The 26,056-nt window shown below is 71.6% G+C and carries 22 protein-coding genes; 8 read left to right on the forward strand and 14 right to left on the reverse strand.

The features are described 5' to 3' along the window. Positions 1-11 precede the first annotated feature (11 nt). From ACIQMJ_RS21495 to ACIQMJ_RS21520, 6 genes are all read right to left on the reverse strand, one after another. Complete coding sequence (locus ACIQMJ_RS21495) at positions 12-179, reverse strand: hypothetical protein (RefSeq protein WP_499762769.1); 168 nt, start codon at positions 177-179, stop codon at positions 12-14. Further along, entirely contained in the window at positions 176-1,759 is a 1,584-nt protein-coding gene (locus ACIQMJ_RS21500; RefSeq protein WP_499762770.1) for an amidohydrolase, read from the reverse strand. The genes ACIQMJ_RS21495 and ACIQMJ_RS21500 overlap by 4 nt, the downstream gene beginning before the upstream one ends. After that, positions 1,756-2,772, reverse strand: coding sequence for an L-erythro-3,5-diaminohexanoate dehydrogenase (gene kdd / locus ACIQMJ_RS21505; RefSeq protein WP_499762771.1), 1,017 nt, complete (start codon positions 2,770-2,772; stop codon positions 1,756-1,758). The genes ACIQMJ_RS21500 and kdd overlap by 4 nt, the downstream gene beginning before the upstream one ends. Positions 2,773-3,049: 277 nt before the next feature. Beyond that, positions 3,050-4,531, reverse strand: coding sequence for a tripartite tricarboxylate transporter permease (locus ACIQMJ_RS21510; RefSeq protein WP_499762772.1), 1,482 nt, complete (start codon positions 4,529-4,531; stop codon positions 3,050-3,052). Further along, entirely contained in the window at positions 4,524-5,003 is a 480-nt protein-coding gene (locus ACIQMJ_RS21515) for a tripartite tricarboxylate transporter TctB family protein (RefSeq protein ID WP_499762773.1), read from the reverse strand. The genes ACIQMJ_RS21510 and ACIQMJ_RS21515 overlap by 8 nt, the downstream gene beginning before the upstream one ends. A 65-nt stretch (positions 5,004-5,068) precedes the next feature. Beyond that, the gene (locus tag ACIQMJ_RS21520) at positions 5,069-5,932 is read right to left on the reverse strand and encodes a Bug family tripartite tricarboxylate transporter substrate binding protein (protein ID WP_499762774.1); all 864 of its coding nucleotides are present in this window, start codon (positions 5,930-5,932) and stop codon (positions 5,069-5,071) included. Between ACIQMJ_RS21520 and ACIQMJ_RS21525 the strand changes: the two genes are divergently transcribed. Both ACIQMJ_RS21525 and ACIQMJ_RS21530 read left to right on the forward strand, forming a co-directional pair. Beyond that, on the forward strand, positions 5,931-7,778 hold the full coding sequence (locus ACIQMJ_RS21525; RefSeq protein ID WP_499762775.1) for an ATP-binding protein: 1,848 nt from the start codon (positions 5,931-5,933) through the stop codon (positions 7,776-7,778). The genes ACIQMJ_RS21520 and ACIQMJ_RS21525 overlap by 2 nt on opposite strands. Continuing rightward, positions 7,775-8,449 carry a response regulator gene (locus ACIQMJ_RS21530; RefSeq protein ID WP_499762776.1) on the forward strand — a complete coding sequence of 225 codons (675 nt, stop codon included), beginning with the start codon at positions 7,775-7,777 and terminating at the stop codon, positions 8,447-8,449. Before ACIQMJ_RS21525 ends, ACIQMJ_RS21530 begins: the two co-directional genes overlap by 4 nt. Here ACIQMJ_RS21530 and ACIQMJ_RS21535 read toward each other — a convergent pair. From ACIQMJ_RS21535 to ACIQMJ_RS21545, 3 genes are all read right to left on the reverse strand, one after another. After that, positions 8,434-9,981 carry an alpha-amylase family protein gene (locus tag ACIQMJ_RS21535; protein WP_499762777.1) on the reverse strand — a complete coding sequence of 516 codons (1,548 nt, stop codon included), beginning with the start codon at positions 9,979-9,981 and terminating at the stop codon, positions 8,434-8,436. The genes ACIQMJ_RS21530 and ACIQMJ_RS21535 overlap by 16 nt on opposite strands. Continuing rightward, positions 9,978-10,922, reverse strand: coding sequence for a TIGR03885 family FMN-dependent LLM class oxidoreductase (locus ACIQMJ_RS21540; protein WP_499762778.1), 945 nt, complete (start codon positions 10,920-10,922; stop codon positions 9,978-9,980). Before ACIQMJ_RS21540 ends, ACIQMJ_RS21535 begins: the two co-directional genes overlap by 4 nt. Positions 10,923-10,986: 64 nt before the next feature. Then, the gene (locus tag ACIQMJ_RS21545; protein ID WP_499762779.1) at positions 10,987-11,472 is read right to left on the reverse strand and encodes an FxsA family protein; all 486 of its coding nucleotides are present in this window, start codon (positions 11,470-11,472) and stop codon (positions 10,987-10,989) included. A 108-nt stretch (positions 11,473-11,580) separates the two neighbouring features. On the opposite strand from ACIQMJ_RS21545, the gene ACIQMJ_RS21550 reads away from it, so the two are divergent. Next, positions 11,581-12,969: a KamA family radical SAM protein gene (locus tag ACIQMJ_RS21550; RefSeq protein WP_499762780.1), complete on the forward strand. Its 1,389-nt coding sequence runs from the start codon at positions 11,581-11,583 to the stop codon at positions 12,967-12,969. A 134-nt stretch (positions 12,970-13,103) separates the two neighbouring features. Here the strand turns inward: ACIQMJ_RS21550 and ACIQMJ_RS21555 are convergent, their stop codons facing one another. Both ACIQMJ_RS21555 and ACIQMJ_RS21560 read right to left on the reverse strand, forming a co-directional pair. After that, positions 13,104-13,463 carry a hypothetical protein gene (locus ACIQMJ_RS21555; RefSeq protein WP_499762781.1) on the reverse strand — a complete coding sequence of 120 codons (360 nt, stop codon included), beginning with the start codon at positions 13,461-13,463 and terminating at the stop codon, positions 13,104-13,106. A gap of 28 nt (positions 13,464-13,491) precedes the next feature. Further along, a complete protein-coding gene (locus ACIQMJ_RS21560; protein WP_499762782.1) occupies positions 13,492-14,178 on the reverse strand; it encodes a hypothetical protein in 687 nt (228 codons plus the stop codon). A gap of 215 nt (positions 14,179-14,393) precedes the next feature. Here ACIQMJ_RS21560 and ACIQMJ_RS21565 point away from each other — a divergent pair, with 215 nt between their 5' ends. From ACIQMJ_RS21565 to ACIQMJ_RS21575, 3 genes are all read left to right on the forward strand, one after another. After that, the gene (locus ACIQMJ_RS21565) at positions 14,394-15,254 is read left to right on the forward strand and encodes a carbohydrate kinase family protein (RefSeq protein ID WP_499762783.1); all 861 of its coding nucleotides are present in this window, start codon (positions 14,394-14,396) and stop codon (positions 15,252-15,254) included. A gap of 76 nt (positions 15,255-15,330) precedes the next feature. Further along, positions 15,331-16,356 carry a LacI family DNA-binding transcriptional regulator gene (locus ACIQMJ_RS21570; protein ID WP_499762784.1) on the forward strand — a complete coding sequence of 342 codons (1,026 nt, stop codon included), beginning with the start codon at positions 15,331-15,333 and terminating at the stop codon, positions 16,354-16,356. Next, positions 16,353-17,315: a winged helix DNA-binding domain-containing protein gene (locus ACIQMJ_RS21575; RefSeq protein ID WP_499762785.1), complete on the forward strand. Its 963-nt coding sequence runs from the start codon at positions 16,353-16,355 to the stop codon at positions 17,313-17,315. Before ACIQMJ_RS21570 ends, ACIQMJ_RS21575 begins: the two co-directional genes overlap by 4 nt. A gap of 129 nt (positions 17,316-17,444) precedes the next feature. Here the strand turns inward: ACIQMJ_RS21575 and ACIQMJ_RS21580 are convergent, their stop codons facing one another. Beyond that, on the reverse strand, positions 17,445-20,438 hold the full coding sequence (locus ACIQMJ_RS21580; protein WP_499762786.1) for a carbohydrate binding domain-containing protein: 2,994 nt from the start codon (positions 20,436-20,438) through the stop codon (positions 17,445-17,447). Positions 20,439-20,632: 194 nt separating this feature from the next. On the opposite strand from ACIQMJ_RS21580, the gene ACIQMJ_RS21585 reads away from it, so the two are divergent. Together ACIQMJ_RS21585 and ACIQMJ_RS21590 are read left to right on the forward strand one after the other, a co-directional pair. Continuing rightward, positions 20,633-22,933 (forward strand): helix-turn-helix transcriptional regulator, encoded by a 2,301-nt coding sequence (locus ACIQMJ_RS21585; RefSeq protein ID WP_499762787.1) that lies wholly within the window; start codon positions 20,633-20,635, stop codon positions 22,931-22,933. A 126-nt stretch (positions 22,934-23,059) separates the two neighbouring features. Beyond that, positions 23,060-23,890: a CPBP family intramembrane glutamic endopeptidase gene (locus tag ACIQMJ_RS21590; protein WP_499762788.1), complete on the forward strand. Its 831-nt coding sequence runs from the start codon at positions 23,060-23,062 to the stop codon at positions 23,888-23,890. 204 nt (positions 23,891-24,094) lie between these two features. Here the strand turns inward: ACIQMJ_RS21590 and ACIQMJ_RS21595 are convergent, their stop codons facing one another. Both ACIQMJ_RS21595 and ACIQMJ_RS21600 read right to left on the reverse strand, forming a co-directional pair. Further along, the gene (locus ACIQMJ_RS21595) at positions 24,095-25,345 is read right to left on the reverse strand and encodes a cytochrome P450 (protein ID WP_499762789.1); all 1,251 of its coding nucleotides are present in this window, start codon (positions 25,343-25,345) and stop codon (positions 24,095-24,097) included. A gap of 240 nt (positions 25,346-25,585) precedes the next feature. Beyond that, positions 25,586-26,047 carry a MarR family winged helix-turn-helix transcriptional regulator gene (locus tag ACIQMJ_RS21600; protein ID WP_499762790.1) on the reverse strand — a complete coding sequence of 154 codons (462 nt, stop codon included), beginning with the start codon at positions 26,045-26,047 and terminating at the stop codon, positions 25,586-25,588. Positions 26,048-26,056 lie beyond the last annotated feature (9 nt).

Genomic DNA, 26,056 nt, shown 5'->3' on the forward strand with positions numbered 1-26,056 from the left:
CGATTCGACGTTCACGTGGTGGCGGGCTCGCGGTGCCGGGTCGACGGGGCGGCGGGGTCCGTCTGGGCGGTGTCCGACGTCCCGGGCTTCGCCGACCGGGTCACCCGCGGCGGCCGGTCGTGCGGGAACCGCGTGCCTGTCTTCTCGGCGTCGCCCGACCAGGAAAGGAAGATCTTCACGCCGCCCCATCCCGGTCGTAGAGGGTGCGGCCGCGCAGGACGGTGCGCAGGCAGGTGGGGGTGGGGCCGTCGAGGGCGGGCAGGGCGGGGACGCGGGAGCGGGGGTCGGTGGACCAGCGTTGGACGCGGGTGTCGGGGGCGGCGACTTCGAGGTCGCCGGCGTCCCAGACGGCGTAGGTGGCGGGCGCGCCGGGTTGCAGGGTGCCGGTGAGGCCGTCGTCGACGCCGGCGGCGCGCCAGCCGCCGCGGGTGTGGGCGGTGAACGCGGCGCGCGGGGAGATGCCGTGGCCGTCGGTGCGGTGGCGGACGGCGGCCTTGACGGTGGCCCAGGGGTCGACGGGGGTGACGGGGGCGTCGGAGCCCAGGGCGAGGATCATGCCGGCGGCGGCCAGGCGGGAGAACGGGTTGAGCGCGGTGCCGCGCTCGGGGCCCAGGCGTCGGGCGTACATGCCGTCGGGGCCGCCCCAGGCGTGGTCGAACAGGGGCTGCACGGAGGCGACGACACCCCAGGACGCCAGGCGGGCGGCCTGGTCGGGGGTGATCATCTCCAGGTGTTCGAGGCGGTGCTTGCGGGCGGCCAGGGCGGGGGCGCCGACGATGGCGGCGGCGCGGGCGAAGCCGTCGACGACGGCGGCCACGGCGGCGTCGCCGATGACGTGGAACCCGCCCTGCAACCCGGCGCGGGTGCAGGTGACCAGGTGCTCGGCGATGGCGTCGGGGTCGAGGTAGAGCGCGCCGGTGGTGTCGGCGTCGGCGTAGGGCTCGCACAGGGCGGCGGTGCGGGAGCCCAGCGCGCCGTCGACGAACAGGTCCCCCGCCAGGCCGTGCACGGGCAGGTCGATCGGGTCGAGGCCGCCCCAGTAGCCGACGACGTCGAGCAGGTCGGTGGCCAGCAGGTCGGCCAGGTCGTCGCGGCCGGAGATGTCGGGTCCGGCGCATTCGTGCACCGACGCGATGCCGCGGGACGCGGCGTGGGCGAGGAAAGCCTGTTGGGCGGCGCGGCGGCGGGCGAGGGGGATGGCGTCCTTGGCTGCGCGGCGCACGTGGTGGTGGGCGGCGCGGGACAGGGGCCCGTCGGGTGTGTAGCCGTCGGCGTCGCGGGCGGCGGGGGCGAGGTCGAGCAGCGCGGTGGACACCAGGGCGGAGTGCACGTCGATGCGGGAGAGGTAGACGCGGGCGCCGCGGGCGGCGTCGTCGAGCTCGGCGCGGCTGGGTGGCCGCTGCTCGGGCCAGCGGGTCTCGTCCCAGCCGTGGCCCCACACGAGGTCGCCGTCGGTGGCGCGCACGGCGTCGAGCAGCTCGGTCAGGGAGCGGCAGCCGGTGAGGTCCAGGCCGGTGAGCAGCAGCCCGGCGGAGGTGGCGTGCACGTGGGCGTCCACGAACGCGGGCGCGACGAACGCGCCGTCGAGGTCGACGACCTCGGCGTCGGGGTGCAGGGCGCGGCCGACGCCGTCCTGGCCCAGCCACACCACGGTGCCGTCGGTGACCGCCATCGCGGTGGCGTCGGGGGCGGTCGGGGAGTGGATGCGTCCCCCCACGAGCAGGCGCGTCGAGGTGGGGGTGCCGTTCACGGTAGTCACGCCTGCTGAGTCTGCCGGTGCTCGAACAGCGCCCGCACGGCAGGTTCGGCGCGCAGCAGGTCCAGGGCGAACGCGGCGTGACCTGGCACGTAGCCGTTGCCGACGAGCATCTCCACGTCGGCGGCGAGACCTTCGGCGCCCAGGGCGGCGGCGGGGAAGGAGGTGGCCATGGAGAAGAACACGACGGTGCCGCCGTCGGCGGTGGCCAGGATCGCGCCGTGCTCGCAGCCGGGCACGTCCACACACACCACGGTCACGTCGACCCGGTCTCCGACGGCGGCGGCGACGGCGAGGGGGTCGCGGGCGTCGGCGACGACGACGGTGTCGGCCAGCCCCGCGGCGCGCACGGCGGCGGCTTCGCGGTCGGTGGGCACGAGCGCGACCAGGCGGGACGCGCCGGCGCGGCGGGCGGCGGCCAGCGACAGCGACCCGGACTTGCCGCCACCGCCCAGGACCAGCACGGACGGCGCGTGGCGTCGGCGCACGACCCGGTCGGTGAGGGCGGGTGCGCCGCACACGTCCAGCACGGACAGGGCGAGTTCCTCGGGCAGGTCGTCGGGCAGGACCGCGGCGATGGAGCGGCCGAACAGCACGGCGGTGCCCTCGCAGGGGACCTGTTCGTCGGCGCCGTCCCAGCGGGCCAGGCCGTCGGTGAGGCGCAGCGGGGTGAGGGTGAGCGAGACGAGGGTGGCGACGCGGTCGCCGGGGCGCAGGCCCAGCGGCGAGTCGGGGCCGGTCTCGCGGACGGTGCCCAGCAGCATGCCGCCCGATCCGGTGACGGGGTTCTGCATCTTGCCGCGCTCGGCGACGATGTCCAGCACGGCCTGCCGGATGCCGTGCACGCCGTGCCGATCGCGCAGCTGGCGGTAGGAGGCGGCGTCGAGGTTGAGCCGGGTGACGTCGACCAGGACTTCGTCGGGTCCGCACACGGGGGTGGCGTCCAGCCGGTGCGCCTGCTGCGGCAGCACCCCGGCGGGGTCGAGGACGCGGTGCACACCGTACGGCGACGTCATGGAAATCCTTCGGTCGACAGGGCCAGGACGCGGATATCTTCACGTGAACGGACGAGATTCCGCAAGGGACGCGCTGTGGACGACCGAACCCCGAACACGTGAACACGCCGACGCGCGAACCCGGGACACGACGAACCCGGGACACGACGAACCCCGGAGACGACGATGCCGGGAGACGACGATGCCGGGACGCGACGATGCCGGGACGCGACGATGCCGGGACGCGACGATGCCCGGCCCCGGGACGCACCCGGGCCGGGCATCGTGGACGCGACGATCAGACCTTGCGGCGCACCCGCAGCACGAGCGTCGCCACCAGCGCCACGGCCAGCAGCCCGTAGGCCACCGCCGCGAACGGGCTCGCCACCAGCGCCGCCGGGTCGCCCTCGCTGATCTGCAACGTGCGGCGCACCTGCTCCTCGGCCATCGGCCCCAGGATCAGCCCCACCACCAGCGGCGCCACCGGGTAGCCGTGACGGCGCATGAAGAACCCCGCCACGCCGATCACCAGCAGCACGACCAGGTCGTCCACCACGAAGTTCACCGCGTAGGTGCCCAACGCCGCGAACAGCAGGATCCCCGCGTACAGGTAGGGACGCGGGATCTGCAGCACCTTCACCCAGATCTTCACCAGCGGCAGGTTCAGCACCAGCAGCATCACGTTGCCGATGTACAGCGACGCGATCAACGCCCACACCAGCGCCGCGTCGTTGGTGAACAGCAGCGGCCCCGGCTGGATGCCGTAGCTCTGGAACCCGGCCACGATCACCGCCGCGGTCGCCGTGGTCGGCAACCCCAGCGTCAGCAGCGGCACCAGCACCCCGGCCGCGGCCGCGTTGTTGGCCGCCTCCGGCCCGGCCACGCCCTCGATCGCCCCGCGCCCGAACTCCTCCGGCCGCTTCGACAGCTTCTTCTCCGCCGCGTAGGACAGGAACGTCGACACGTCCGCCCCACCCGCCGGGATGGTGCCGATGGGGAACCCGATGGCCGTGCCGCGCAGCCACGGCTTCCACGACCGCCGCCAGAACTCGCCGGTCATCCACTTCCCGCCGACCGGCACCACCTCGACCGGGCCGTGCCGCATCCGCGCCGCCACGTACAGGGCCTCGCCGACCGCGAACACCCCCACCGCGACCACGACCACGTCGATGCCGTCCGACAACGTCGGCACACCCAGGGTGAACCGCTGCTGACCGGTCAGCGTGTCGGTGCCCACCAGCCCGATGAACAGGCCCAGCCCCAACGACGCCAGCCCGCGCACCGGCGAGGCGCCCAGCAGCGCCGCCACCGTGGTGAACGCCACCACCATCAACGCCACGTAGTCCGCCGGGCCCAGCGTCACCGCCAGGTCGGCGATGCTCGGCGCCAGCGCGGTGAGCAGGATCGTGGCGATCGTGCCCGCCACGAACGACCCGATCGCCGCCGTGGCCAGCGCCGCCGCGCCCCGCCCGGCGCGCGCCATCCGGTTGCCCTCCAGCGCCGTCACCACCGACGACGACTCACCCGGCGTGTTGAGCAGGATCGACGTCGTCGACCCGCCGTACATGCCGCCGTAGTAGATCCCCGCGAAGATGATCAACGCGGCGGTGGGTTCCAGCGAGTAGGTCAACGGCAGCAGCAACGCCACCGTCATCGCGGGCCCGATACCCGGCAGCACCCCGACGGCGGTGCCGAGGGTGACGCCCAGCAGGGCGTAGAGCAGGTACTCGGGCTGCGCCGCGGTCGCGAAGCCCTCCAGCAGAGCGGTGAGGCTACCCATCGAGCAACGGCACCCCCTCCACCACCCCGGCCGGCAGCGACAGGCCCAGCCCCGACGCGAACAGCGCCTGCACCACCAGCGCCAGCACCACCGCGACGACCAGCGCCTTCCACCACACCGCGCCCAACGTCCACGCCGCGCCGAAGAACAGCACGACCGCCGCCACCGGCCAGCCCACCACGTCGATCAACGCCAGGTGCGCCACCAGCACCGCGACCAGCTTCGCCACCGTCACCCAGTCGGTGCGCACGGTGCTGTCCACGTCCTCGGCGTCCTCCGCCGGGCCCAACCGGCCACGCAGGGTGGCCACGACCGTGGCCACCCCCGTCGCCACCAGCAGCGCCCCCACCGCGTACGGGAACGCCCGCGGCCCCACCGTGCCCAGCGAACCCCGCGTCGCGATCGTGGTGGCGTCCACCAGCGTGAACACGCCCAACGCCACCACCAGGCCGGCGAAGACGAACTCCTCCACCCTCGCCGACCGCGACCGAGGCTCCGCCGACCCACCCGGACCGGCCACCGGCGTGTCGGGAGAGGTCACTTGACCAGGCCGATCTCCTGCAACACCGGCTTGATCCGGCCGATCTCCACCGTGAGGAACGTCGAGAAGTCGTGCCCGGTCTGGAACGTGTCCGTCCAGCCCTTCTTCTTCAACTCCTCCTGCCACTGCGGGCTGGCGTGCATGTCGGTCACCAGCTTCACCAGCCGGTCCTTCGCCGCCACCGAGATCGACCCCGGCGCCACCACACCACGCCAGTTGATCAGCTCCACGCCCTTGCCCAGCTTCTTGAACGTCGGCGCCTTCAGCTCCGGGTGCTCCTTCGGACCCGACGTGCCCAACGCCCGCAGCTTGCCCGCCTTGATCTGCTCCACGTACTCGCCCACCCCGGAGATCCCGGCGTCGACCTTCCCACCCAACAACGCCGCCAACGACTCACCGCCACCGGAGTACGGCACGTAGTTCAACTTCGCCGGGTCGATGTCCAACGCCTGCAACAGCATCCCCGCCAGGATGTGGTCCGTGCCGCCCGCCGAACCACCGGTGATCGTCACACCCTGCCCCTTGGCGTCCACCGCCGCCAACAAGTCCTCGATCGTCCGGTACGGCGACTCGGCGGGCACGACCACCACCTCGTCCTCCGCCGTCAACCGCGCGATCGGCGTGGTGTCCTCCAACCGCTTGTCCACCCCGTTGGTCTCCACCGCCCCGACCATCACCAGACCGGTCACCATCAGGTAGCTCTCGGACTTCTCGGTCGCCAACTTCTGCAACCCCACCGTGCCACCCGCGCCACCGACGTTGCTCACCTGCACCGAATCGGCCAGCTCCGCCGCGTCGATCGCCGCCTGCATCGCCCGCGCCGTCTGATCCCACCCACCCCCGGGATCCGCCGGCGCCATGATCTCCAACCTGCCGATGTCGTCGCCCTTCGCGCCGCCACCGCCCCCACACCCCGCGAGCACCAGGCCCGCGGCGGCCACGGCCGCGAGAAGTCGGGTGTGCTGTCCTGCCATCAGGTCCTCCACGGTCAACACCAACACCGCGGCGCTCTCGCCCCGGTGGGCCGGAACGGTAGGAGCACACCCACCACACCCACGGGCAAAGGTCGTAAAACACGTATTGGTCGTTTTGGTCGTGGCCGGGCTCACACGCGTTAAGCCAGAATGCTCTGCCATGCGCCGCCGTTCGGTCCCCCTCGGTGTCACCCTGCTCGTCCTGCAGGTCGTCATCGTCCTCGCCACCACCTGCACCGCGGGCCTGCTGGCGGCCAAACTCCAAAGCGACCGCATCCGCGAGGCGTACAAGGACCGCATGCTCTCCGTCGCCGAAAGCGTCGCCCGCCTCCCCACCGTCGTCGACGCCTTCACCTCCCCCGACCCCGCCGCCACCATCCAGCCCCTCGCCGAACTGCTCCGCAAAGCCTCCGGCGTCACCTACGTCGTCGTCACCGACCGCACCGGCGTCCGCTACGCCCACCCCGACCCCGACCGCATCGGCGAACCCGTCTCCACCGACCCCAGCACCGCCCTGTCCGGCCACGTCTTCGTCGGCACCGAAACCGGCACCCTCGGCACCAGCCTCCGCGCCAAGGTCCCCATCCGCGACACCACCGGCACCATCATCGGCATGGCCTCCGTCGGCATCCTCGAAAGCGAACTCGCCGCCGACCTCGCCGAAGACCTCCCCGAACTCATCGGCTGGCTCGCCACCGCCGCCCTCGTCGGCGTCCTCGGCGCCACCCTCGTCACCCGCATGGTCCGCAAACGCACCTTCCGCCTCGAACCCGACGAGATCGCCCACCTCCTCGAAACCCGCGACGCCATGCTCCACGGCATCCGCGAAGGCGTCGTCGCCGTCGACGACCACGAACGCCTCGTCCTGGTCAACGACGAAGCCCTCCGCCTCCTCGACCTCACCGAAGACCCCACCGGACAACCCGCCGAAACCATCCTCGAAGACGGCGGCCTGCTCGACCTCGCCCGCACCCACGACGACGTCGCCGACCGCCTCGTCCTCGCCGGCGAACGCGTCCTCGTCGCCAACCGCATGACCGCCAAAACCCACGGCCGCCCCGTCGGCGTCGTCCTCACCCTCCGCGACCGCACCGAACTCCACGACGCCCTGCGCGAACTCGACGGCCAACGCACCGTCACCGAAGTCCTCCGCGCCCAAGCCCACGAGTTCACCAACCACCTGCACGTCATCAGCGGCCTCGTCGAACTCGACCGACGCGACGACGCCGTCCGCTACATCGAACGCGTCGGTGGCGCCGGCTCCCCCACCTCCGACATCATCGGCGGCGCCATGACCGACCCCGCCCTCGCCGCACTCCTGCTCGCCAAGTCCTCCACCGCCCACGAACGCGGCGTCACCCTGCGCCTGGACCCCGCCACCACCGTCCACGCCCGCACCGGCGACGACGCCCTCACCGTCCTGGGCAACCTCGTCGACAACGCCGTCGACGCCGTCGACCCCGGCGGCACCGTCCGCGTCCTCGTCCACTCCGACACCACCGGCGTCCGCGTCGTCGTCGACGACGACGGACCCGGCGTCGACCACACCCAACGCGACCACATCTTCACCCTCGGCGTCAGCACCAAAGCACCCCGAGGCGCACACGGACGCGGCATCGGCCTCGCCCTCGTCTCCCGCGTCGTCACCCGACGCCGCGGCCGAGTCCACCTCACCGACTCCGAACTCGGCGGCGCCTCGTTCGACGTCTGGCTCCCGGAGGCCGCCCGATGACCACCCCCGTCAGAACCCTCGTCGTCGACGACGACTTCGCCGTCGCCGCCGTCCACCGCGGCTTCCTCGAAGCACTCCCCGACTTCACCGTCATCGGCGAAGCACACGGCGGCGGCGAAGCCCTCCGCGCCGTCGACACCCTCCACCCCGACCTCGTCCTGCTCGACATCCACCTGCCCGACATCTCCGGACTCGAAGTCCTCGCCCGACTCCGCGCCCGCCCCGGACCACCCGTCGACGTCATCGCCGTCACCGCCGCCCGCGAACGCGAAACCGTCCGCCAAGCCATGTCCCGCGGCGTCGACCACTACCTCGTCAAACCCTTCACCCGCACCGCCTTCCTCGACCGCATGCGCGAATACCTCGCCCGCCGCACCGAGGTCCAACGCCTCGGCCCCTGGCTCGACCAGGACGAAGTCGACCAACTACTCCAACACCGACCCCGCACCGCCCTCCCCAAAGGGCTGTCACCCGTCACCCTCAAACTCGTCGTCGACACCCTCCGCACCACCGACCACGACCTGTCCGCCCAAGAAGTCGGCGACCGCGCCGGACTCTCCCGCGTCAGCGCACGCCGCTACCTCGAACACCTCGTCACCACCGGCAAAGCCGAAGTCCAACCCCGCTACGGCATGGCCAACCGCCCCGCCCACGGCTACCGGCTCACCTGACGGAACCACCGACACCCGTACGGCCCCAGCTCCACCACCGCCGTACCGTCCTTCCCCGCCTCCACCGTGCCGTCCACCAACAGGTCCGTCAGCACACCGTCCACCTTCGGCACCTCCACCGACACCTCCTCACCCGCGAAGTTGTGCACCGCCACCACCACCCCGCCATCGATCTCACACCGGTGCGCCAACACCGACGGCACCGCCGTGTCGATCGCCGTGAACTTCCCCCACGCCAACTCCGGGCACTCCCGATACCGCTCCACCAACAACCGCACCCACGCCAACAACGAATCCGGCTCACGACGCTGCTCGTCCACCGCGTCCCACCACATCGGCGTCCGCACCGCCAACCGGCCCTCCAACGACAAGTCCTCGGTCATCCCGACCTCCTCGCCGTAGAACAACACCGGCGTACCCGGCAACGAGAACAACAGGCTGTAGACCATCTTGATCCGCCCCAGGTCCCCGCCGAGCATCGACGGCAACCGCCGCCGCAAACCCCGCCCGTACAACTGCATGTCCTCGTCCGGACCGAACGCCGCGAACACCTCCTGCCGCTCCGGCTCCGTCAACTTGTCCAACGTCAACTCGTCGTGGTTGCGCACGAACGTCGCCCAATGACAATCACGCGGAGGATTCGGCCGCTCCTTCAACGCGTGCGTCAACGGACTCGCGTCCCCCCGCGCCAACGACAAATACATCTGCTGCATCCCGATGAAGTCGAAACACATGTGCAGCTCGTCACCCACACCATCCGACTTCCCGAAGAACGCCATCGCCTCGGTGTACGGCAGGTTCACCTCACCCAACAACACCGCCTCACCGTTGCGCCGCGACAGAAACGCCCGCAAATCCGCCAGGTAGTCGTGCGGATCCGGCAACGCGTCGACCGGCGCCTCCAACAAGAACGGCACCGCGTCCACCCGGAACCCCGACAACCCCAACTCCATCCAGAACCCCATCACCCGCGCGATCTCGTCCCGCACCGCCGGGTTCGCCACGTTCAGATCAGGCTGGTGCCGGTAGAACCGGTGCAAGTAGTACCGCTTCGCCTTCCGGTCGTACGTCCACAGCGACTTCTCCTTGTCCGGGAACACCACCCCCTCCGCCGCGTCCGCCGGCGGCTCGTCCCGCCACACGTACCAGTCGTGGAACGGACTCCCCGGATCCCGCGCCGCCTGGAACCACGGGTGCTGATCCGACGTGTGGTTCACCACCAGATCCGCGATCACCCGCATACCCCGATCACGAGCCGTCCGCACGAACTCCACGAAATCACCCAACGTCCCCAACCGCGGGTCCACGCTGTAAAAATCCGTGATGTCATAACCGTCATCCCGGTCCGGCGTCGGGAAGAACGGCATCAACCACAAACACGTCACACCCATCCTGTGCAAGTGGTCGATCTTGTCGATCAACCCCCGGAAATCACCGAACCCGTCACCGTTCGAATCGTGGAACGTCTCCACGTCCAAGCAGTACACGACAGCGTTCTTCCACCACAGGTCCGCGGTCCTGGTCAACTTCACGACCGCACCTCCGGCAGCACGCGCTCACCGAACGCATCCAGGAACCGCTCCTGCTCCTGCCCCACGTGGTGCAGGTAGATCTCCTCGAACCCCAACTCCGCGTACTCCCGGATCACCTTCGCGTGCAACCCCAGATCCGACGACACGTTCACCACCTCGGCCACCCGCTCCACCGACACACCCTCCGACACCACGTCGAAGTGCTCCGCCGTGTCCAAGTCCCAGCACACCGGCGGCGCGAACACATTGCTCCGCCACTGCTCGTGCGCGATCGACCGCGCCTCGTCCTCACTGCCCGCCCAGCTCAAGTGCACCTGAAGGTGCAACTTCCCCCGACCACCCGCATCCCGATAAGCCCCCACCACCCGCTCCAACCGCCCCCTCGGCGCGTTCACCGTGATCAACCCGTCCGCCCACCCCGCACACCACCGCGCCGTCGCCTCGCTCACCGCCGCCCCGATCAACAACGGAGGCTCATCCGGCCTCGTCCACAACCGCGCCCGGTCCACCGTCACCAAACCGTCGTGACTGACCTCCTCCCCCGCCAACAACGCCCGAATCACCTCCACGCACTCCAACAACCGCGCGTTGCGCACCTCCTTGCGCGGCCAACCCCCACCCGTGATGTGCTCGTTGCTCGCCTCACCACTGCCCAACGCCGCCCAGAACCGACCCGGGTACATCGCGCCCAACGTCCCGATCGCCTGCGCGATGATCGCCGGGTGATACCGCTGACCAGGCGCGTTCACCACCCCGAACGGCAAACCCGTCGCCTCCAGCGCCGCACCCAACCACGACCACGCGAACGCGCTCTGCCCCTGCCGCGCACTCCACGGCGAGAAGTGGTCCGAACTCATCGCGGCGTCGAACCCCACCTCCTCCGCCCGCCGCACCGCCGCCAACAGCCGCGACGGGTGAATCTGCTCATGCGAAGCGTGCACACCGATGACGGTCATGCCGCTTCACGTACCCACCCCACCCCCGCCCGACACGCCCACCAGCCGATCACGGCAACTCGCGACGCTCCCCCGACGACTCCGACCGCACGTCCACCACGTCACCGTCCACCACACCGTCGACCACCACACCACCCGCCATCGGGTGCTGCCCGTACCGCAGGTTCAACACCACCGACCGCTCACGCTCCGCCGCACGCCGCGCCATCCGCCCGCTCACCAACCGCCGCGCCGGCGGGAACAACAGCAACAACCCCACCACGTCGCTCACGAACCCCGGCAGCACGATCAACACCCCCGCCACCGCGATCAACACCCCGTCCGCCAACTCCCGGTGCGGCGCACGACGCGTCCGCAACGCCTCCGAGAACGCCGCCACCGCCCGAACACCCTCACGACGCAACAACACCGAACCCACCACCCCACCCAGCACCAGCAGACCCAGGGTCGGCAACAGACCCCACGCCCCGAACGCCGCCACCAGAGCAGTGACCTCCACGGCCAAACCCACCAGCACAACCGCCAACACGCGCATACCCCACCCAACGAACGAACGCCCCGAAACGCTCCCCGCCGAAATATTTACGCCCAACCGGCCATCTGGCAGCATATCTTCACGCCACTCGACCGACAGGGAGCATGGATGACCGCGCTGCACGAGGTCACACCCACGCAGCACAGGGCCGACCTCCAGCCCTACACCTACGCGCGCCAACAACTCGTCGAACCCGACTGGCGCCGCTTCCCCGGCTGGCGCCACGTCACCGACACCCAGTGGCGCGACGCCCAGTGGCAACGCGTCAACTGCGTCAAGAACCCCAAACAACTGCGCACCCTCATGGGCGACCTGCTCACCGAGCGGTTCTACGACGAACTCGCCGCCGACCAGCAGCACACCGCCACCATGTCCATGCTCGTGCCACCCCAGATGCTCAACACCATGGCACCGCACGCCGACCTCGACCCCGAGACCTTCACCGAAGCCTTCCTCGCCGACCCCGTCCGCCGCTACATGATCCCCGTCCGATCAGACCGCGACCCGGACTGGCCCAGCCACCCCCACTCCTCCCGCGACTCCCTCCACGAAGCCGAGATGTGGGTCGTCGAAGGTCTCACCCACCGCTACCCCACCAAGGTCCTCGCCGAGCTCGTCTCCACCTGCCCCCAGTACTGCGGCCACTGCACCCGCATGGACCTCGTCGGCAACTCCACACCCCTGGTCCAGAAGCACAAGCTCACCCTCAAACCCGTCGACCGCCAGGACCAGATGATCGACTACCTCAAACGCACACCCGGCGTGCGAGACGTCGTCGTCTCCGGCGGCGACGTCGCCAACGTCCCCTGGCCCCAACTCGAGTCGTTCCTCATGCGACTGCTCGACATCGACACCGTCCGCGACGTCCGCCTCGCCACCAAGGCCCTCGCCGGCATGCCCCAGCACTGGCTCCAGCCCAAGGTCGTCGAAGGTCTCGAACGCGTCGCCCGCACCGCCGGCCGCCGCGGCGTCAACCTCGCCATCCACACCCACGTCAACCACGTGCAGTCGGTGACGCCGCTCGTCGCCGAAGCCGCCCGCACCGCCCTCGAGATCGGCGTCCGCGACGTCCGCAACCAGGGCGTGCTCATGAAGGGCGTCAACGCCACCCCCGACGACCTGCTCGACCTGTGCTTCGCGCTCCAGGGCGAGGCGAACATCCTGCCGTACTACTTCTACATGTGCGACATGATCCCCAACGCCGAGCACTGGCGCGTCGCCGTCTGGGAAGCGCAGGAGCTCCAGCACGCGATCATGGGCTACCTCCCCGGCTACGCCACGCCCCGCATCGTCTGCGACGTCCCCTACGTCGGCAAGCGCTGGGTCCACCAGCTCCACGAGTACGACCGCGAGCTCGGCATTTCCTACTGGACCAAGAACTACCGCACCGGCATCGAGCTCGACGACCCCGAAGCCCTCGACCGCCGCTACCCCTACTACGACCCGATCTCCACCCTCGGCGACGCCGGCCGTCGCTGGTGGTCGGAGCAGGTCTGATCCACCCACGGAAGCCCTGGGCACGCGTGCACGCCTGGGGCTTCCGTGCCGTTTTTCTCTGTACTCGTCAACCGGACCCGGTTGGGTGTTTGAATTTGGTCAACACTGAAGTTATTAAAATGTCTGAACCGCTGTCACCGTGACAGCGCCGACGCGGCGCGCAGCGCCATCGCCAGCTCTTCGGCCCGGCGGTCGACGGCGGCAGCGTCCCAGGGGCTGTGCGCGCGAGGGGCGGTCCGGGTGTTCACGCAGCCCTGCACGTACTCGACGGGAGAGCAGTTGTCGGGCCGGTTCGCCAGCACGTAGGAGCCGTTGGTCGACGTGACCTGCCCCTTCAGGGTGTAGACGCCACCGCCGCCCGTACCGGCCCACCCCTCGAAACCGCCGATCCCCGGGGTGCCGGAGTCACCGCCGTCACCCGTCCGGTTGCGCTTGACGACGGTCGACGTGAGGACCGGGTGCAGCGGACTGCCCTCCTGGGTGGACAGGAACACGCCTGCACCCAGGCCGCCACCACCACCGTCACCACCCCGGCCGCCTTCCGCTCCGGCCACCGGCGCCCGTGCGGTTGTCGCTGATCACGCTGTCGGTGATGGTGACCGCACCGGAGGTCGAGAGGTAGGAGGAGAGGGCGCCGCCGAAGCCGCCGAGCCCACCCCGGCCCGCCTCCGACGTGGCCGTGACGTCGGCGCCGGGAGCGCCCGCGCTGTTGCCCGTGAGCACGCTGTCGGTGATCGTCAGCGGACCCCAGTTCTCGATGGCACCGCCGTCGCCACCCGACATCCCCTGCCCCCAGGTGTCGACGCCGACGCCGTCCGGCGCGTGACCGCCGGTGAGGGTGACGCGGTCGAGGGTCAGATCGCCCCAGTTGGAGATGAGCCGGAACTGCGGCGCGTCCGGGGCGCGCCGGACGGTGGCGTCGTTGCCGCGGATGACGAGCCTGCCCCGGACGCGGGGCAGCCCCTCCTCCCCCGCCTCGACGGCCGGTCTCGGGAGCGTGTAGACGCAGTTCGGCGTCAGGGCCAAGGTGTCTTCACCCGGCGAGTCGGTGGCCGCGGCGACCGACTCGACCAGCGCGACCGGGTCGCAGGGCACGGTGATGACGGCGGCGTGCGCAGGCGTTGCGGGCAGGATGACCGCCCCTGCCGTGGCGACCACCGTGGCGACGGGTGCGAACGACCACCTGCCGGGCTTCTTGCGCTGCTGCATTGAAGAACCTCTCGAGCGCGGGAACGGTGCGACGCGATCACGGTCCGTGCGGCCGTTACAGACTGAGATCGTGCGGTCACCACTCCACTACGACCCCGATCGGTCAGGGTTACGTCTTAGTCAACACTGAAGCTATAGAGTGGAACATGACAGAACTTGCAAGGTGACGTGCCCGCCGTTGGCCGCTTTGTTGATCTCCCCGCACAATGGCGGCCATGCACAAGCCGAAGGTGTTCGTCGCGGGGCCGGTGTCGTGGAACCGCCTGGTGCTGCTGGACCGGTTGCCGCAGGCCAGGCCGCACACCGCGTTCGCGACCGGCCACCGGGAGGCGGTCGGCGGCACGTCGGCCGGCAAGGCGTTGAACCTCGCCTCGCTCGGCGCGCAGGTAACGCTGCGGACCGTCGTCGGGAACGACGACGCCGGGCGGTCGGTGCTCGACGTGCTCGACCGGGCCGGGGTCGAGGTGATCGCCGAGGTGGTCGACGCCGCCACCGAGCAGCACCTCAACCTGATGGACCCGCACGGCGGGCGGGTGTCGATCTACCTCGAACTCCCCCACCTGCGCCGGGCCGAGCACGAGGACCGGGCGCTGGCCGCACTGGCGTCGGCCGACGCGGCGGTGATCGACCTCGCCGACCACGCCCGTCCCCTGCTGGGCGCCGCCCGTGACGCCGGGGTGCCGGTGTGGTGCGACGTGCACGACTACGACGGCGTCGCGGAGTTCCACCGCGACTTCCTCGACGCCGCCGACCACGTGTTCCTCAACGACGACGCCTTCAGGAACGAGCACAGCGGGGACCGCGGGGCGTTGCTCGCGTTCCTCGGCTCGCTCGGCAAGCCCGCGGTGGCCACGCTCGGTGCGGACGGTGCGCTGGCCCTGGTCGACGGGACCGTCCACCGCGTGCCCGCGGAGCCGATCGAGGAGATCGTGGACACCAACGGCGCGGGCGACGCCTTCTTCTCCGGCTTCCTGGTCGCCCACCTCGCGGGGGCCGACGTGCCCTCGGCGATGGCCGCCGGAGCCCGCCAGGCGGCCCTCTGCCTCGGTTCAGCGGGGTTGGCGCCCGAAATGTGACTGTCAAGTGCTTGCTGAAAGCCTTTGCAAGGTCTTTCCTCGGGTGCGCGTGGTCGCCGCGACGGAGAGGACCGACATGGACGGCGTGACCGCCCGGCTGAGCGACATCGCCGCGCAGGCCGGGGTCAGCGAGGCGACGGTCAGCCGGGTGTTCAACGGCAAGGCGGGCGTGTCGACGGCCACCCGGCAGGCGGTGGTGGCCGCGATGGACCTGCTCGGCTACGAACGCCCGCCCCGGCTGCGGCAGCGCAGCGCCGGCCTCATCGGGCTGATCACGCCCGAGCTGAACAACCCGATCTTCCCCGCGCTCGCGCAGGTCGTGGAGCAGGTGCTGACCAGCGCCGGCTACACGCCGCTGCTGTGCACCCAGACACCGGGCGGGTCGACCGAGGACCAGCTGACCGAGATGCTGGTGGACCGGGGCGTGGCCGGGATCGTGTTCGTCTCCGGCCTGCACGCCGACTCCACCGCCGACATGGGCCGCTACACCAAGCTCGCGGGCCGCGGCATCCCGTTCGTCATGATCAACGGCTACACCGAGAAGATCTCCGCGCCGTTCATGTCGACCGACGACCGCGCCGCCATGCGGCTGGCGGTGTCGCACCTCGTGGAGCTGGGGCACGAGCGCATCGGCCTGGCCGTCGGGCCGCGGCGGTTCGTGCCGGTGCTGCGCAAGATCGAGGGCTTCGTGCAGCACATGCGCACCGCGCTCCCCTACACCGCCGAGCAGGCCGAGGCGCTGGTGCAGCACTCGCTGTTCACCGTGGAGGGCGGGCAGTCCGCGGCGACGGCGCTGCTGGACAAGGGGTGCACGGCGATCATCTGCGGCAGCGACCTGATGGCGTTCGGCGCGATCCGGGCGGCCCGGCAACGCGGGCTGGGCGTGCCGCAGGACGTGTCCGTGGTCGGGTTCGACGACTCGCCGCTGATCGTGTTCGCCGACCCGCCGCTGACCACGCTGCGGCAGCCCGTCGAGGCGATGGGCCAGGCCGCGGTCAACGCGTTGCTGGAGGAGATCGGCGGCACGCCCGCACCGCACGCGGAGTTCGTCTTCCTGCCCGAGCTCGTGGTGCGCGGTTCGACGGGCGCGGGGCCCCGGTGACCGCCGGTCGGGCCAGGGCGCTGCGCATGCGGGCGCAACGCCTGACGACCCCCGCCCGCTCGCTGTCGGAGCTGCTGCACGACGTGCTGGCCGTGCAGGCGCAGGACGTCACCGCCGCCGGTCTCGCCGTGCGGGCCCGAACCTCCGGCGTCACGCCCGCCGACCTGCGCGCGGCGCTCGACGCGGGTGACGTGGTGCGGACGTGCGCCATGCGCGGCGCCGTGCACCTGCTGCGGCGTGAGGACGTCGGCTGGCTGGTGGGCCTGCTGGGCCCGGTGAACGTGGCCCGGTCCCGGCGTCGGCGACGGGAACTCGGCCTCACCGACGAGGTCTGCGCGCGGGCGCTGGGCGCGCTGCGGGAGGTCCTGACCGAACCGCTGACCAAGCCAGCGGTCGTCGCCCGGCTCGCCGACGTCGGCGTGGCGCTCGACCCGGCCACCGCCGCGCCCGCGTACCTGCTGGCCTACGCCGCCAACAAGGGCGTGGTCGTCGCGGGCGAGTCGACCTACCGGCTGCTCCCCCGCGCCGACCACGAACCGCGCGGCGTCGCCGAACTGGTCCGCCGCTACCTGCGCGCACACGGCCCGGCGACCGTCGAGGACTTCACCGCGTGGAGCGGCCTGCCGGAGCTGGAGGTGCGCGCCGCGTTCCCGTTCGACGACCTGGTGGAGGGCAAGCACGGCTGGCAACTGCCCGCCACCGACGCCGCCGACCTGGACGGCACGGTCCGCCTCCTCGGCCCGTTCGACACCTTCCTGCTCGGCTACGCCGACCGCACCCTGCTGCTGGACCCGCTGCACGCGCCCCACGTCCAGACCGCGGGCCCGCACGTCGTGGTCGACGGCCAGGTGCGCGGCACGTGGCGCCGCCGTGACGGCCGGGTGGTCGTGGAGCAGCTGGGCCACATCCCCGTGTCCGAGCTCGACGCCGAGGTCGAATCGGTCCTGGCCTGGATCTGAGCGCGACGGGCACGGTCAGCACCAGGACAGCCGACCACGCGAGCAGGCTGGTCTTCCCGTCGGTGGCAAGGGTGAAGGAGTGAGGGCCGGCGGGCGGGCGGTGGGAGAGGCACGCCCGCCCGCCGGTGGTCACCTCAGGTAGGGGCCGTCGACGCCGACCTTGCCCGGGGCCGGGTTGCCCGGCAGGTCCAGGACGTAGACGCGGGCGTTGCCCTTGCCGCCCGGGTTCGCGGTCAGCGAGCCGGTGGTGACGGTCCGCGTGTCGCCGGTGACCGCGTCGCGGTACGTGCCGTTGGGCACGCCGGTGAACGTCGCCGAACCCGAGATCGCGACCAGCGCGAAGCTGTCCACCGACCCCGACGTGTACCGGCGCTTGAACGCCATCCCGCCCGACACGCCCTCCGTCGAGTACTGCCCCTTCTGCAGCGCGGGCACGGCCCGGCGGATCTGGTTGAGCCGCTGCACGTGCTTCACCAGCGGTTTCTGCAAGGTGGTCGCGACGGTGCCGGACGCCGACGACACGACGCCGTAGTCCGACGCGGTCACCTGACCCGCGAGGTAATCCCCGAAGTACGCCCGGCCGGTCGTGGCCAGCGGGCACGTGGGGCCGCAGTCGATCGGCTTGCCGGCCTGGAACTCGACCTCCGAGCCGTAGTAGAGCGTCGGGATGCCCCGGAACGTCCACATCAGGCTCATGTTCTCCGCCCACGCGTCCGTGCCGCCCGCGTAGCGCACGCTGGACTTGTTCGGCCCGAAGTCGTGCGAGTCCACGTACGTCACGTTGTAGGTGGCGTCGTTGGTGGAATCGTCGGAGTCTTTCGCGTTCCAGAACGCGTTGTTCGCGTCGCCGAAGTTCATGTGCATGCGCATGTCGATGATGTTCATGCCGGAGGACTTCGAGTGGTCCGGCGCGTGGTAGGCGTTGCCGTCGAGGAACGCGTTGCGGCTCGTCGGCTGCCCGACCGTGCCCATCCCCTGCTCGTACTCGTACTGCTCCAGCGCCGCCGCCGCGTCGTCGGCGCTGTACTCGCGCCGCTCCTTCCAGGTGAAGAACTGCGCCGAGTGGTTGACCGAGCCGCGGTTCCACTTGTCGTTGACGAACGCGGCCACCTCGCCGAAGACGAAGAAGTCGCGGCCCTTCTCGCCGAACTTCGCGGTGGCGTGCTGCTGGATGGCGGGCAGGAACCGGCGGTTCCAGGTCACCCTCGGGACGTGCACGGCGGTGTCGACGCGGAAGCCGTCGACACCCATGTCGATGAACCGGTTGTAGGCGTCGATCAGGTACTTCTGCACGATCGGGTTCTCGGTGTTGAAGTCGGCCAGGTCCTCGTGCAGCCAGCACGACCGCGAGTCCTCGCCCTCCCAGTTGCCGATCCAGCAGCGGTGGTACAGCTGGGCGGGGAACGTTCCGGAGGTCGGGCTCGGCCACTGGCAGCTGTAGATCCGGTAGCCCTCCGGGCTGGTGTGCTGGGTCGGCTTGCCCCAGTCGACGCAGGTGTTCCCGGCCGGTTCGGTGGTCGACCACAGGTCCCCGTTGTAGTAGGACTTGCCGGTGTTCGGGTCGATGGTCAGGCCGTCGTACTCGAAGCCCTGCACCGGCTGGTCGTAGTACCAGGACCACTGGTTGTCGCGGACGCCGAAGACCTTCGCCTGGAACAGGCCCTTCGCGCCCCACCGCGAGCTGTGGTTGTAGACCACGTCCTGGTAGATCTTCAGGCCCTTGGCGTGCGCCTTGTCGATCAGGTCCTGGTAGGTCGCGCCGGGCGTCTCCAGGCGCGGGTCGACGCGGTGGAAGTCCCAGCCGTGGTAGCCGTGGAAGTCGTAGTCGGAGCGGTTGAGCACGACCGGCGTGATCCAGATCGCGGAGAAGCCCAGGCCCTTGACGTAGTCGAGCTTGTCCACCAGGCCCTGGAAGTCGCCGCGGAACATCGGGTCGTCGGCGGCGGCGTTGCCGGAGCGGACGTGCTGGCTGCCGCCCCGGTTGTTGGCCGTGACGCCGTCGTTGAAGCGGGCGGTCATCACGAAGTAGATCGAGTCCTCGCGCGGGTCGCCGCCCAGCGGGGTGCCGCCCCGGGGCGCGGGCGGGGCGTCGCCCGTCGTCACGGAGACGGGCGCGGTGGAGGTCGACTTGTTGCCCGCCGCGTCGTAGGCCCTGAGCGAGTAGGTGTAGGTCGTGTTCGCGGTCAGCGGCCCGTCGGCGAAGCCCACCGCGCCGGTGTTGCGCACGACCGTGCCCAGCGCTCCCCCGGCGCGGGTGATCTCGTAGCCCGCGACGGCGACGTTGTCGGTGGACGCCGTCCACGACAGCGAGACGGTGAGCGCGGACGCGGCGGCGCGCAGGTCGGTGGGCGCGCTCGGCGCGATCGTGTCCTGCGGGGCAGGGGGTCCGCAGGGGTCGGTCGCGTTCGGCGTGACGACGCCGTCCTTCACGGTGCTGCGCCCGGTGCGCAACGCGTAGTCGGCGCCGTTGTTGTTGTCCCACTGGCCGGTGCCGTTGTTGAACGCCGCTCTGAGACCGGTGGCCTGGCCCAGGTCGACCGAGGCGCGGGCCCAGTCGGCGCAGACCTGCTCCATGGGCACGCCGGGCACGGCCGTCCACGTGCCGCCGGTCGGTTGGTAGTGGATGCGGGTCGTGGCCCAGTTCCGGGTCTTGGTGAAGTAGTAGACCTCGGCGTTGTTCGTCGGACCGGGTTCGGGGCCGGGTGTCGTGCCGCACGGGTCGCCGACGCCGGTCACTCCCCCGGCGACGGTCGCGGTGCCCGTGCCCAGGCTGTAGTTCCGCCCGTTGTTGTTGTCCCACGTGCCCGAGCCGTTGTTGAACACCGCGACCAGCCCCGTCGCGTCGCCCAGCGACACGGACTTGCGCACCCAGCCCGCGCACGCCGCCGGCTCCATGCGCTCACCCGGCACGGCCGTCCACGGACCGTTGCGCGGCTGGTAGTGGATGTTGGCCACCGGCCACCCCGAAGGCAGGCGGTAGAAGACCGTAGTCGTGTTGCCCGCCGCGGCGGCGGACGGCGCGGTCGTCCGCTCCTCGGCGGCGCCGCCCGGCGCGGCCCACGTCGTCCCGGCCAGGACCGGGGCCACCAGTAAGGCGGTCAGTCGTCGCGATCTCGCTCGCATCACTGCTCCCGTCACGCTCCATTGCGCAAGGTCGTGCAATTCTTTGCAGGCTAGACCGGGTGCGGCACAGGTGTAAACGGCTTGACTAGGCGCGACGGCGAGCGATCTTTGCAAGGCTTTGCAAGCCTGCACGCTCGCACATCGCTTCGTGGATCTCACGGTCCGCGCACAGGCCGATGTCGTACGGTGTCCGGATGACCGAGCGGGCAGCGGGAGGCGGTGTGGTGCCGCGGGCGCTGAGTTCGTTCGTCGGCCGCAAGGATCTGCTGGCCGAGCTGCGCCGGCGGATCGGGGTCGCCCCGCTGATCACGCTCACCGGCGTGGGCGGTGGCGGCAAGACCCGGCTGGCGCTGGAACTCGCCGCGCAGGTGCACCGCGCGTACGACGACGGCGTGCGGGTGGTCGAGCTGGCGTCCGCGCGCGGCGGTGACCCGGAGTTGTTGGCGCAGGTGGTGCTGAGCGCCGTCGGCGTGCCCGACCAGGCGACCACCACGCCGTTGGAGACGCTGGTCGACTACCTGCGGCCGCGCCGGGTGCTGCTGGTGCTCGACAACTGCGAGCACCTGGTCGAGCCGGTCGCGCAGCTCGTGCGCGCGGTGCTCGGCGCCGCGCCCGGCGTGCGGGTGCTGGCCACCAGCCGGGCCCGGCTGCGGGTGCCGGGCGAGGTGCTGGTGATGGTGCCGCCGCTGGACGTGCCCGCCGAGGACGCGCCGCTGGACCTGGACCACGAGTCGGTGGCGCTGCTGGTGGACCGGGCCGAGGCGAGCGTGCCGGGTTGGCGCGTGACGCCGGAGAACTGGCCGCACGTGGTGCGCGTGCTGCGCCGCGTCTCGGGCATCCCGCTGGCGATCGAGCAGGCCGTGGTGCGGATGCGGTCCATGCCGGTGTCGCTGCTGGCCGACCGGCTCGACGACGTGATGCGCGTGCTCACCGCCAACGACACCACCGCGGTCGAGCACCACCAGACCATGGCCGCGCTCATCGACTGGAGCCACGCGCACTGCACACCCGCCGAACGCCTGCTGTGGGCGCGGTTGTCGGTGTTCGAGGGCGGGTTCGACCTCACCGCGGCCGAGGACGTGTGCGCGGGCGACGGGTTGGCCGTCGACGAGGTCGCGGACGCGCTGGCCGGGCTGCTGGACAAGTCGATCGCGCTGCCGTCCGCCGACCGCAGCCGCTACCACCTCCTGGAGCCGTTGCGGCAGCACGGCGCGGCCCGGCTGCGGTCCGCCGGCGAGGAGGACGGCGTGCGGCAGCGGCACCGCGACCACTTCCGCCGTGAGGCGGCCCGGTTGGCCGAGTCGTTCGCCGGGCACAACGAGGCCGCGCTGCTGGCCGCGGTCGACGCGGACATGGCCAACCACCGCGTGGTGCTCAACGACCTGATCCGCGACCCCGCCACCGCGCAGGCGGGGCTCCAGATGAGCGTCGACCTGGCCCGCACCCGCTGGTACACCTACGCCGGCCGATTACCCGAGGAACGGCTGTGGCTGGGCCGCGCGCTGGCCGCCACGCCGCCCACCGCGGACCCGTTGCGGGCCAGCGCCATCGCCCTCGACGCGTGGATCGCGCTGTGCCTGGGCGTGGAGCGGGAGCTGGTCGCGCGGCGGGTGGACGAGGCCGACGCCATGGCGCGCGAGGTCGGCGGGCCGGTGCCCGCGGTGACGTTCGTGCGCGGCGCGTACGCCGTGCTGGCGCTGGGCGCGGTCGACGGGGTCGAGCTGTTGCGGCAGGCCCACGAGGAGTTCGGGGCGCTCGGGCCGGCGTTCGCGGTGGACCACCACCTCGCCCACATCATGCTGACCGTGTCGTTGGTGCTGCTGGGTTCGCGCGAGCAGGCCGAGCCCGCGGCGGAGGAGTTCCACGCGGAGTGCCAGCGGCTCGGCGCGCTGTGGGGGATCAGCTGGGCGCACTGGTGCCGCGGCGTGGTGCAGGCGCGGTGGGGTGACCCGGTGGGCGCGCTGGACGTGCTGATCGAAGGTCTGCGGGTGCAGCGGGAGATCCGCGACAAGTGGGGACCGCTGTGGTCGATCGAGGCGTTGGGCTGGGCGCACTCGCGGGCGGGCGACGGTTCCGCCGCCGCCCGGATGCTGGGGCTGGCGCACGGGCTGCACCGGGTGACCGGTGTGCGCGTGGACGGCCTGGTGCCGTTCGCGTGGATGACCGCGCAGGCCGTGGCACGGGCGAAGGCGGTGCTCGGGGAGGACGAGTACGCGCGGGCGTACGCCGGGCCGGCGGAGTCGGTGGAGCAGGCGCTGGCGGTCGTGCTGGACGAGGTGCCCTCGGCGGAAGCGGACCGCCGCCCCGGCGGGCTGACCCCGGCCGAGTGGAACGTGGCCCGGCTGGTGGGCGACGGCCTGTCCAACCCGGAGGTGGCCACCAGGCTGGTCATCTCCCCCGCGACCGTGCACACCCACCTGACGCGCATCTACCGCAAGCTGGACATCACCAGCCGGCACCAGTTGATCACGCTGCTGGCCGGCATGGCCGACTGAGCCCGCTTGTCCCCCGTGCGAGCTACACGCGAGTGTCCACCGCACGGTGACGTGCCGGGGACGCCGGATCCGTAGCGTCCTCCCGGTCCGCGATCGAACGGTCGCGGACCGGGAGGAGAGGTCTTCATGCGTCTGGTGCTTCAGCTCGTGGTCGTGGCCGCGGTCGCCTTCGCGGGCAACCAGGCCGTCGCCGCGGTGGCGGGCAACCCGTGGCTCACGCTGCTGTTCGGTGTCGCGACCGCCGTGCTGGGCGTGCTCGCCTACGCGTGGGTGGTGCGGCGGACGGAACGCCGCGCGCCCACCGAGGTCGCCCCGGTCGGCGCCGTCGCCGCGACCGGTCGGGGGTTGCTGATCGGGGTGGCGATGTGCGGGGCCGTCATCGCGAACATCGCGTTCCTCGGCAGCTACCGGATCGACGGCTTCGGCTCGGTGACGGGCGCGGTCGCCCTGCTCGGCTTCATGGCCGCGGCGGCGGTGACGGAGGAGCTGCTGTTCCGCGGGGTGCTGTTCCGGATCGTCGAGCAGCGCACCGGCACGTGGATCGCGCTGGCGCTGACCGGTGCGGTGTTCGGCCTGGCGCACCTGCCGAACCCGAACGCCACCTTCTGGGGCGCGACCGCCATCGCGATCGAGGCGGGCTTCATGCTCGCCGCCGCCTACGCCGCCACCCGCACCCTGTGGCTGCCCATCGGGCTGCACTTCGGCTGGAACTTCGCCCTCGCGGGCGTGTTCGGCGCCGAGGTGTCGGGCAACGACACGGCCCAGGGCCTGCTGGACGCGACGCTCTCGGGTCCGACCTTGTTCAGCGGCGGCGAGTTCGGCCCCGAGGGGAGCGTCTACGCCGTGGCGGCGGGCGCGGCGCTGACCGTCTTGTTCCTGTGGCTGGCCCACCGGCGTGGGCACATCGTCCCCCGCCGCCCCCTTCGCACCCGCGTGGACGCTGCTCCCGCGGCGTGAGCTGCCCCTGGTCGTGGGAGCTCATCGAGTCCCGATGGCAGCTGCCCCGAGCCTGGGTGGCTGCCGCCCGAGTCCTGGTCGCCACCGGGCCGGCCGTTTTCTCCGGCTAACGTGAGAAATGCGGTTGGGGTTGTCAGGGGTTGCACGCTTCGCCCGACCGGGTGGTTCGAGCGTCGCAGAACCCCGGTGAAATGCCAGGTCAGGTCAGTGGTCCGCGGGCTCCAGCACGACGTCCACGGTGGCGAACGTGTTGGTGACGACCTTGTCCCCGCGCTCCAGCGAACCGGCCTCCACCGCCAGCCGGGCCCGAGGGGCGCGGGCGCGCAGGGCCGTCAACGCGGCCCGCGCCTCGATCCGTGCCAAGTGGTGCCCCAGGCAGTAGTGCACCCCGTGCCCGAACGTCGCGTGACCGAGCGCAGCGTTGCCGCCCACCGGCATCCGCGTGGGGTCGAACCGGTCGGCGGTGGGGCCGTGGACGGACGGGTCGCGGCCGGCGGTGCCCAGGTTCAGCATCACCACCGAGCCGGCCGGGATCACGCCGCCGGGCAGGTCGATGTCCGCCTTGGCCCGGTAGTGCGGCGTGACGCGGACCGGTGGGTCCCAACGGGCCGCCTCCTCGACCGCGGTCCCGACGGTGTCCTCGGTGAGCGCTTCCCACGCGCCGGGCGTGGACAGCAGGGCGACGGCGGCGTTGCCGATCAGGCCGGTGGTGGTCTCGTGGCCCGCGACGACCAGCAGAATCGCGGTGGTCAGCAGTTCCTCGGGGTTCAGGCGCTCGCCGTCGACCTGGGCCCGCACGAGGCCGCTGAGCAGCGCGTCGTCCGGCCGGCCCCGCTTGTACTCGATCAACCCGGCCAGGTAGCCGACCATGGCGTCGGACGCGGGCACGACGAGTTCGGGGCGTTCGGTCATCATCGCCGTGGTCCAGCGGTGCAGTTGGTCGCGGTCCTCGGCGGGCACGCCGAGCAGGTCGCAGATCACCGCCAGCGGCAGCGGGAAGGCCAGGCCCTCGATCAGGTCGGCGTCGTTCGGCAGGGCCGCCACCATGTCCCGCGCGGTCCGCTCGACGGCGGGCCGCAGGGCTTCGACGCGGCGCGGGGTGAACGCCTGGGACACGAGCGCGCGCAGCCTGCGGTGGTGCGGCGGGTCGGTGTTGAGCATCGACGGGCCGATGACCCGGGACAGGTCGGTCGGCCTGCCCTTGCGCGCCAGCTGGTCCTGCATCGCGGCGCGCAGCCCGGCGGCGTCCTTGGCCAGCCGGTCGTCGCCGAGCAGCGCGCGGGTCGCTTCCAGGCCGACGGTGGTGACCACGACGTCGAGGCCGTTGGGCAGTTCGGCGTGGTGCACGGGGCCCACGCGGGCCAGCGCGTCCTCGTGGGCGTGGTGCTGCCAGCCGCGCAGCGGTCCGCCGACGAGGGCCTGTCGGTCCGGGGCGAACCCCGCGGCCAGTTGCACGTCGTCTCCTCGTGGTGCGATCGGGTGCTGCGGCGTCCACCTTCGTGTCAACGCCGCACGCCGCGCATCCACCGCTCTCCGTATTCCGGGTGACAGCGTACGGAGATCGGTGGACACGACCGGGTCATCGTGGATACGGCACCACGTACCGGGGCGCGTCGATGCGGACTTCCGCAGGACCCGCACGACCCGAACGACCCGCGGGAGATGCCGGACCCGCCCGCTCAGCCGTCCGGCTGGTCAGCCGTCCGCGGCGATCCGGTCGAGCACCCGGTGGAACACGCGGTCCAGCACGTCCGCCTCCTCGTCCGACAGGTCGTCGAACACGTAGCGGCGCACGGTCTCCACGTGACCCGGCGCGGCGGACTCGATCGCGGCACGGCCGGCGGCCGTCAGCCGCACCATCGACCCGCGCGCGTCCTCCGCGCACTCCTCCCGCACGATCAGCCCGCGCTTCTCCATCCGCCCGATCTGGTGGGACAGCCTGCTGCGCTCCCAGCCGACCAACGCGCCCAGCTCACGCGAGCGCACCACGCCGTCCGGCGCCTCCGACAGCGGCACGAGCAGGGCGTAGTCGGCGTTGGACAGCCCGGAGTCGCGCACGAGCTGCCGCTCCACCGCGCTGTGCAGCTCGCGGTTGACCGCCAGGTAGACCTGCCACACCCGCGCCTCCCGCTCGTTCAGCCACCGCGGTTCGCCCATGTCCGCCAC

The sequence above is a fragment of the Actinosynnema sp. NPDC091369 genome, from assembly GCF_044757065.1.
In the GTDB taxonomy this organism is placed as follows: Bacteria; Actinomycetota; Actinomycetes; order Mycobacteriales; family Pseudonocardiaceae; genus Actinosynnema.

Coding starts and splice junctions, on each gene's coding strand:
- ACIQMJ_RS21565 (WP_499762783.1), top strand. CDS start 14,394: ATGCACAAGCCGAAGGTGTTCGTCGCGGGGCCGGTGTCGTGGAACCGC.
- ACIQMJ_RS21600 (WP_499762790.1), bottom strand. CDS start 26,047: ATGGGCGAACCGCGGTGGCTGAACGAGCGGGAGGCGCGGGTGTGGCAG.
- kdd (WP_499762771.1), bottom strand. CDS start 2,772: ATGACGTCGCCGTACGGTGTGCACCGCGTCCTCGACCCCGCCGGGGTG.
- ACIQMJ_RS21585 (WP_499762787.1), top strand. CDS start 20,633: ATGACCGAGCGGGCAGCGGGAGGCGGTGTGGTGCCGCGGGCGCTGAGT.
- ACIQMJ_RS21510 (WP_499762772.1), bottom strand. CDS start 4,531: ATGGGTAGCCTCACCGCTCTGCTGGAGGGCTTCGCGACCGCGGCGCAG.
- ACIQMJ_RS21545 (WP_499762779.1), bottom strand. CDS start 11,472: ATGCGCGTGTTGGCGGTTGTGCTGGTGGGTTTGGCCGTGGAGGTCACT.
- ACIQMJ_RS21520 (WP_499762774.1), bottom strand. CDS start 5,932: ATGGCGCCGGCGGATCCCGGGGGTGGGTGGGATCAGACGGCGCGGGCG.
- ACIQMJ_RS21590 (WP_499762788.1), top strand. CDS start 23,060: ATGCGTCTGGTGCTTCAGCTCGTGGTCGTGGCCGCGGTCGCCTTCGCG.
- ACIQMJ_RS21560 (WP_499762782.1), bottom strand. CDS start 14,178: ATGCAGCAGCGCAAGAAGCCCGGCAGGTGGTCGTTCGCACCCGTCGCC.
- ACIQMJ_RS21580 (WP_499762786.1), bottom strand. CDS start 20,438: ATGCGAGCGAGATCGCGACGACTGACCGCCTTACTGGTGGCCCCGGTC.
- ACIQMJ_RS21570 (WP_499762784.1), top strand. CDS start 15,331: ATGGACGGCGTGACCGCCCGGCTGAGCGACATCGCCGCGCAGGCCGGG.
- ACIQMJ_RS21530 (WP_499762776.1), top strand. CDS start 7,775: ATGACCACCCCCGTCAGAACCCTCGTCGTCGACGACGACTTCGCCGTC.
- ACIQMJ_RS21525 (WP_499762775.1), top strand. CDS start 5,931: ATGATCTCCAACCTGCCGATGTCGTCGCCCTTCGCGCCGCCACCGCCC.
- ACIQMJ_RS21550 (WP_499762780.1), top strand. CDS start 11,581: ATGACCGCGCTGCACGAGGTCACACCCACGCAGCACAGGGCCGACCTC.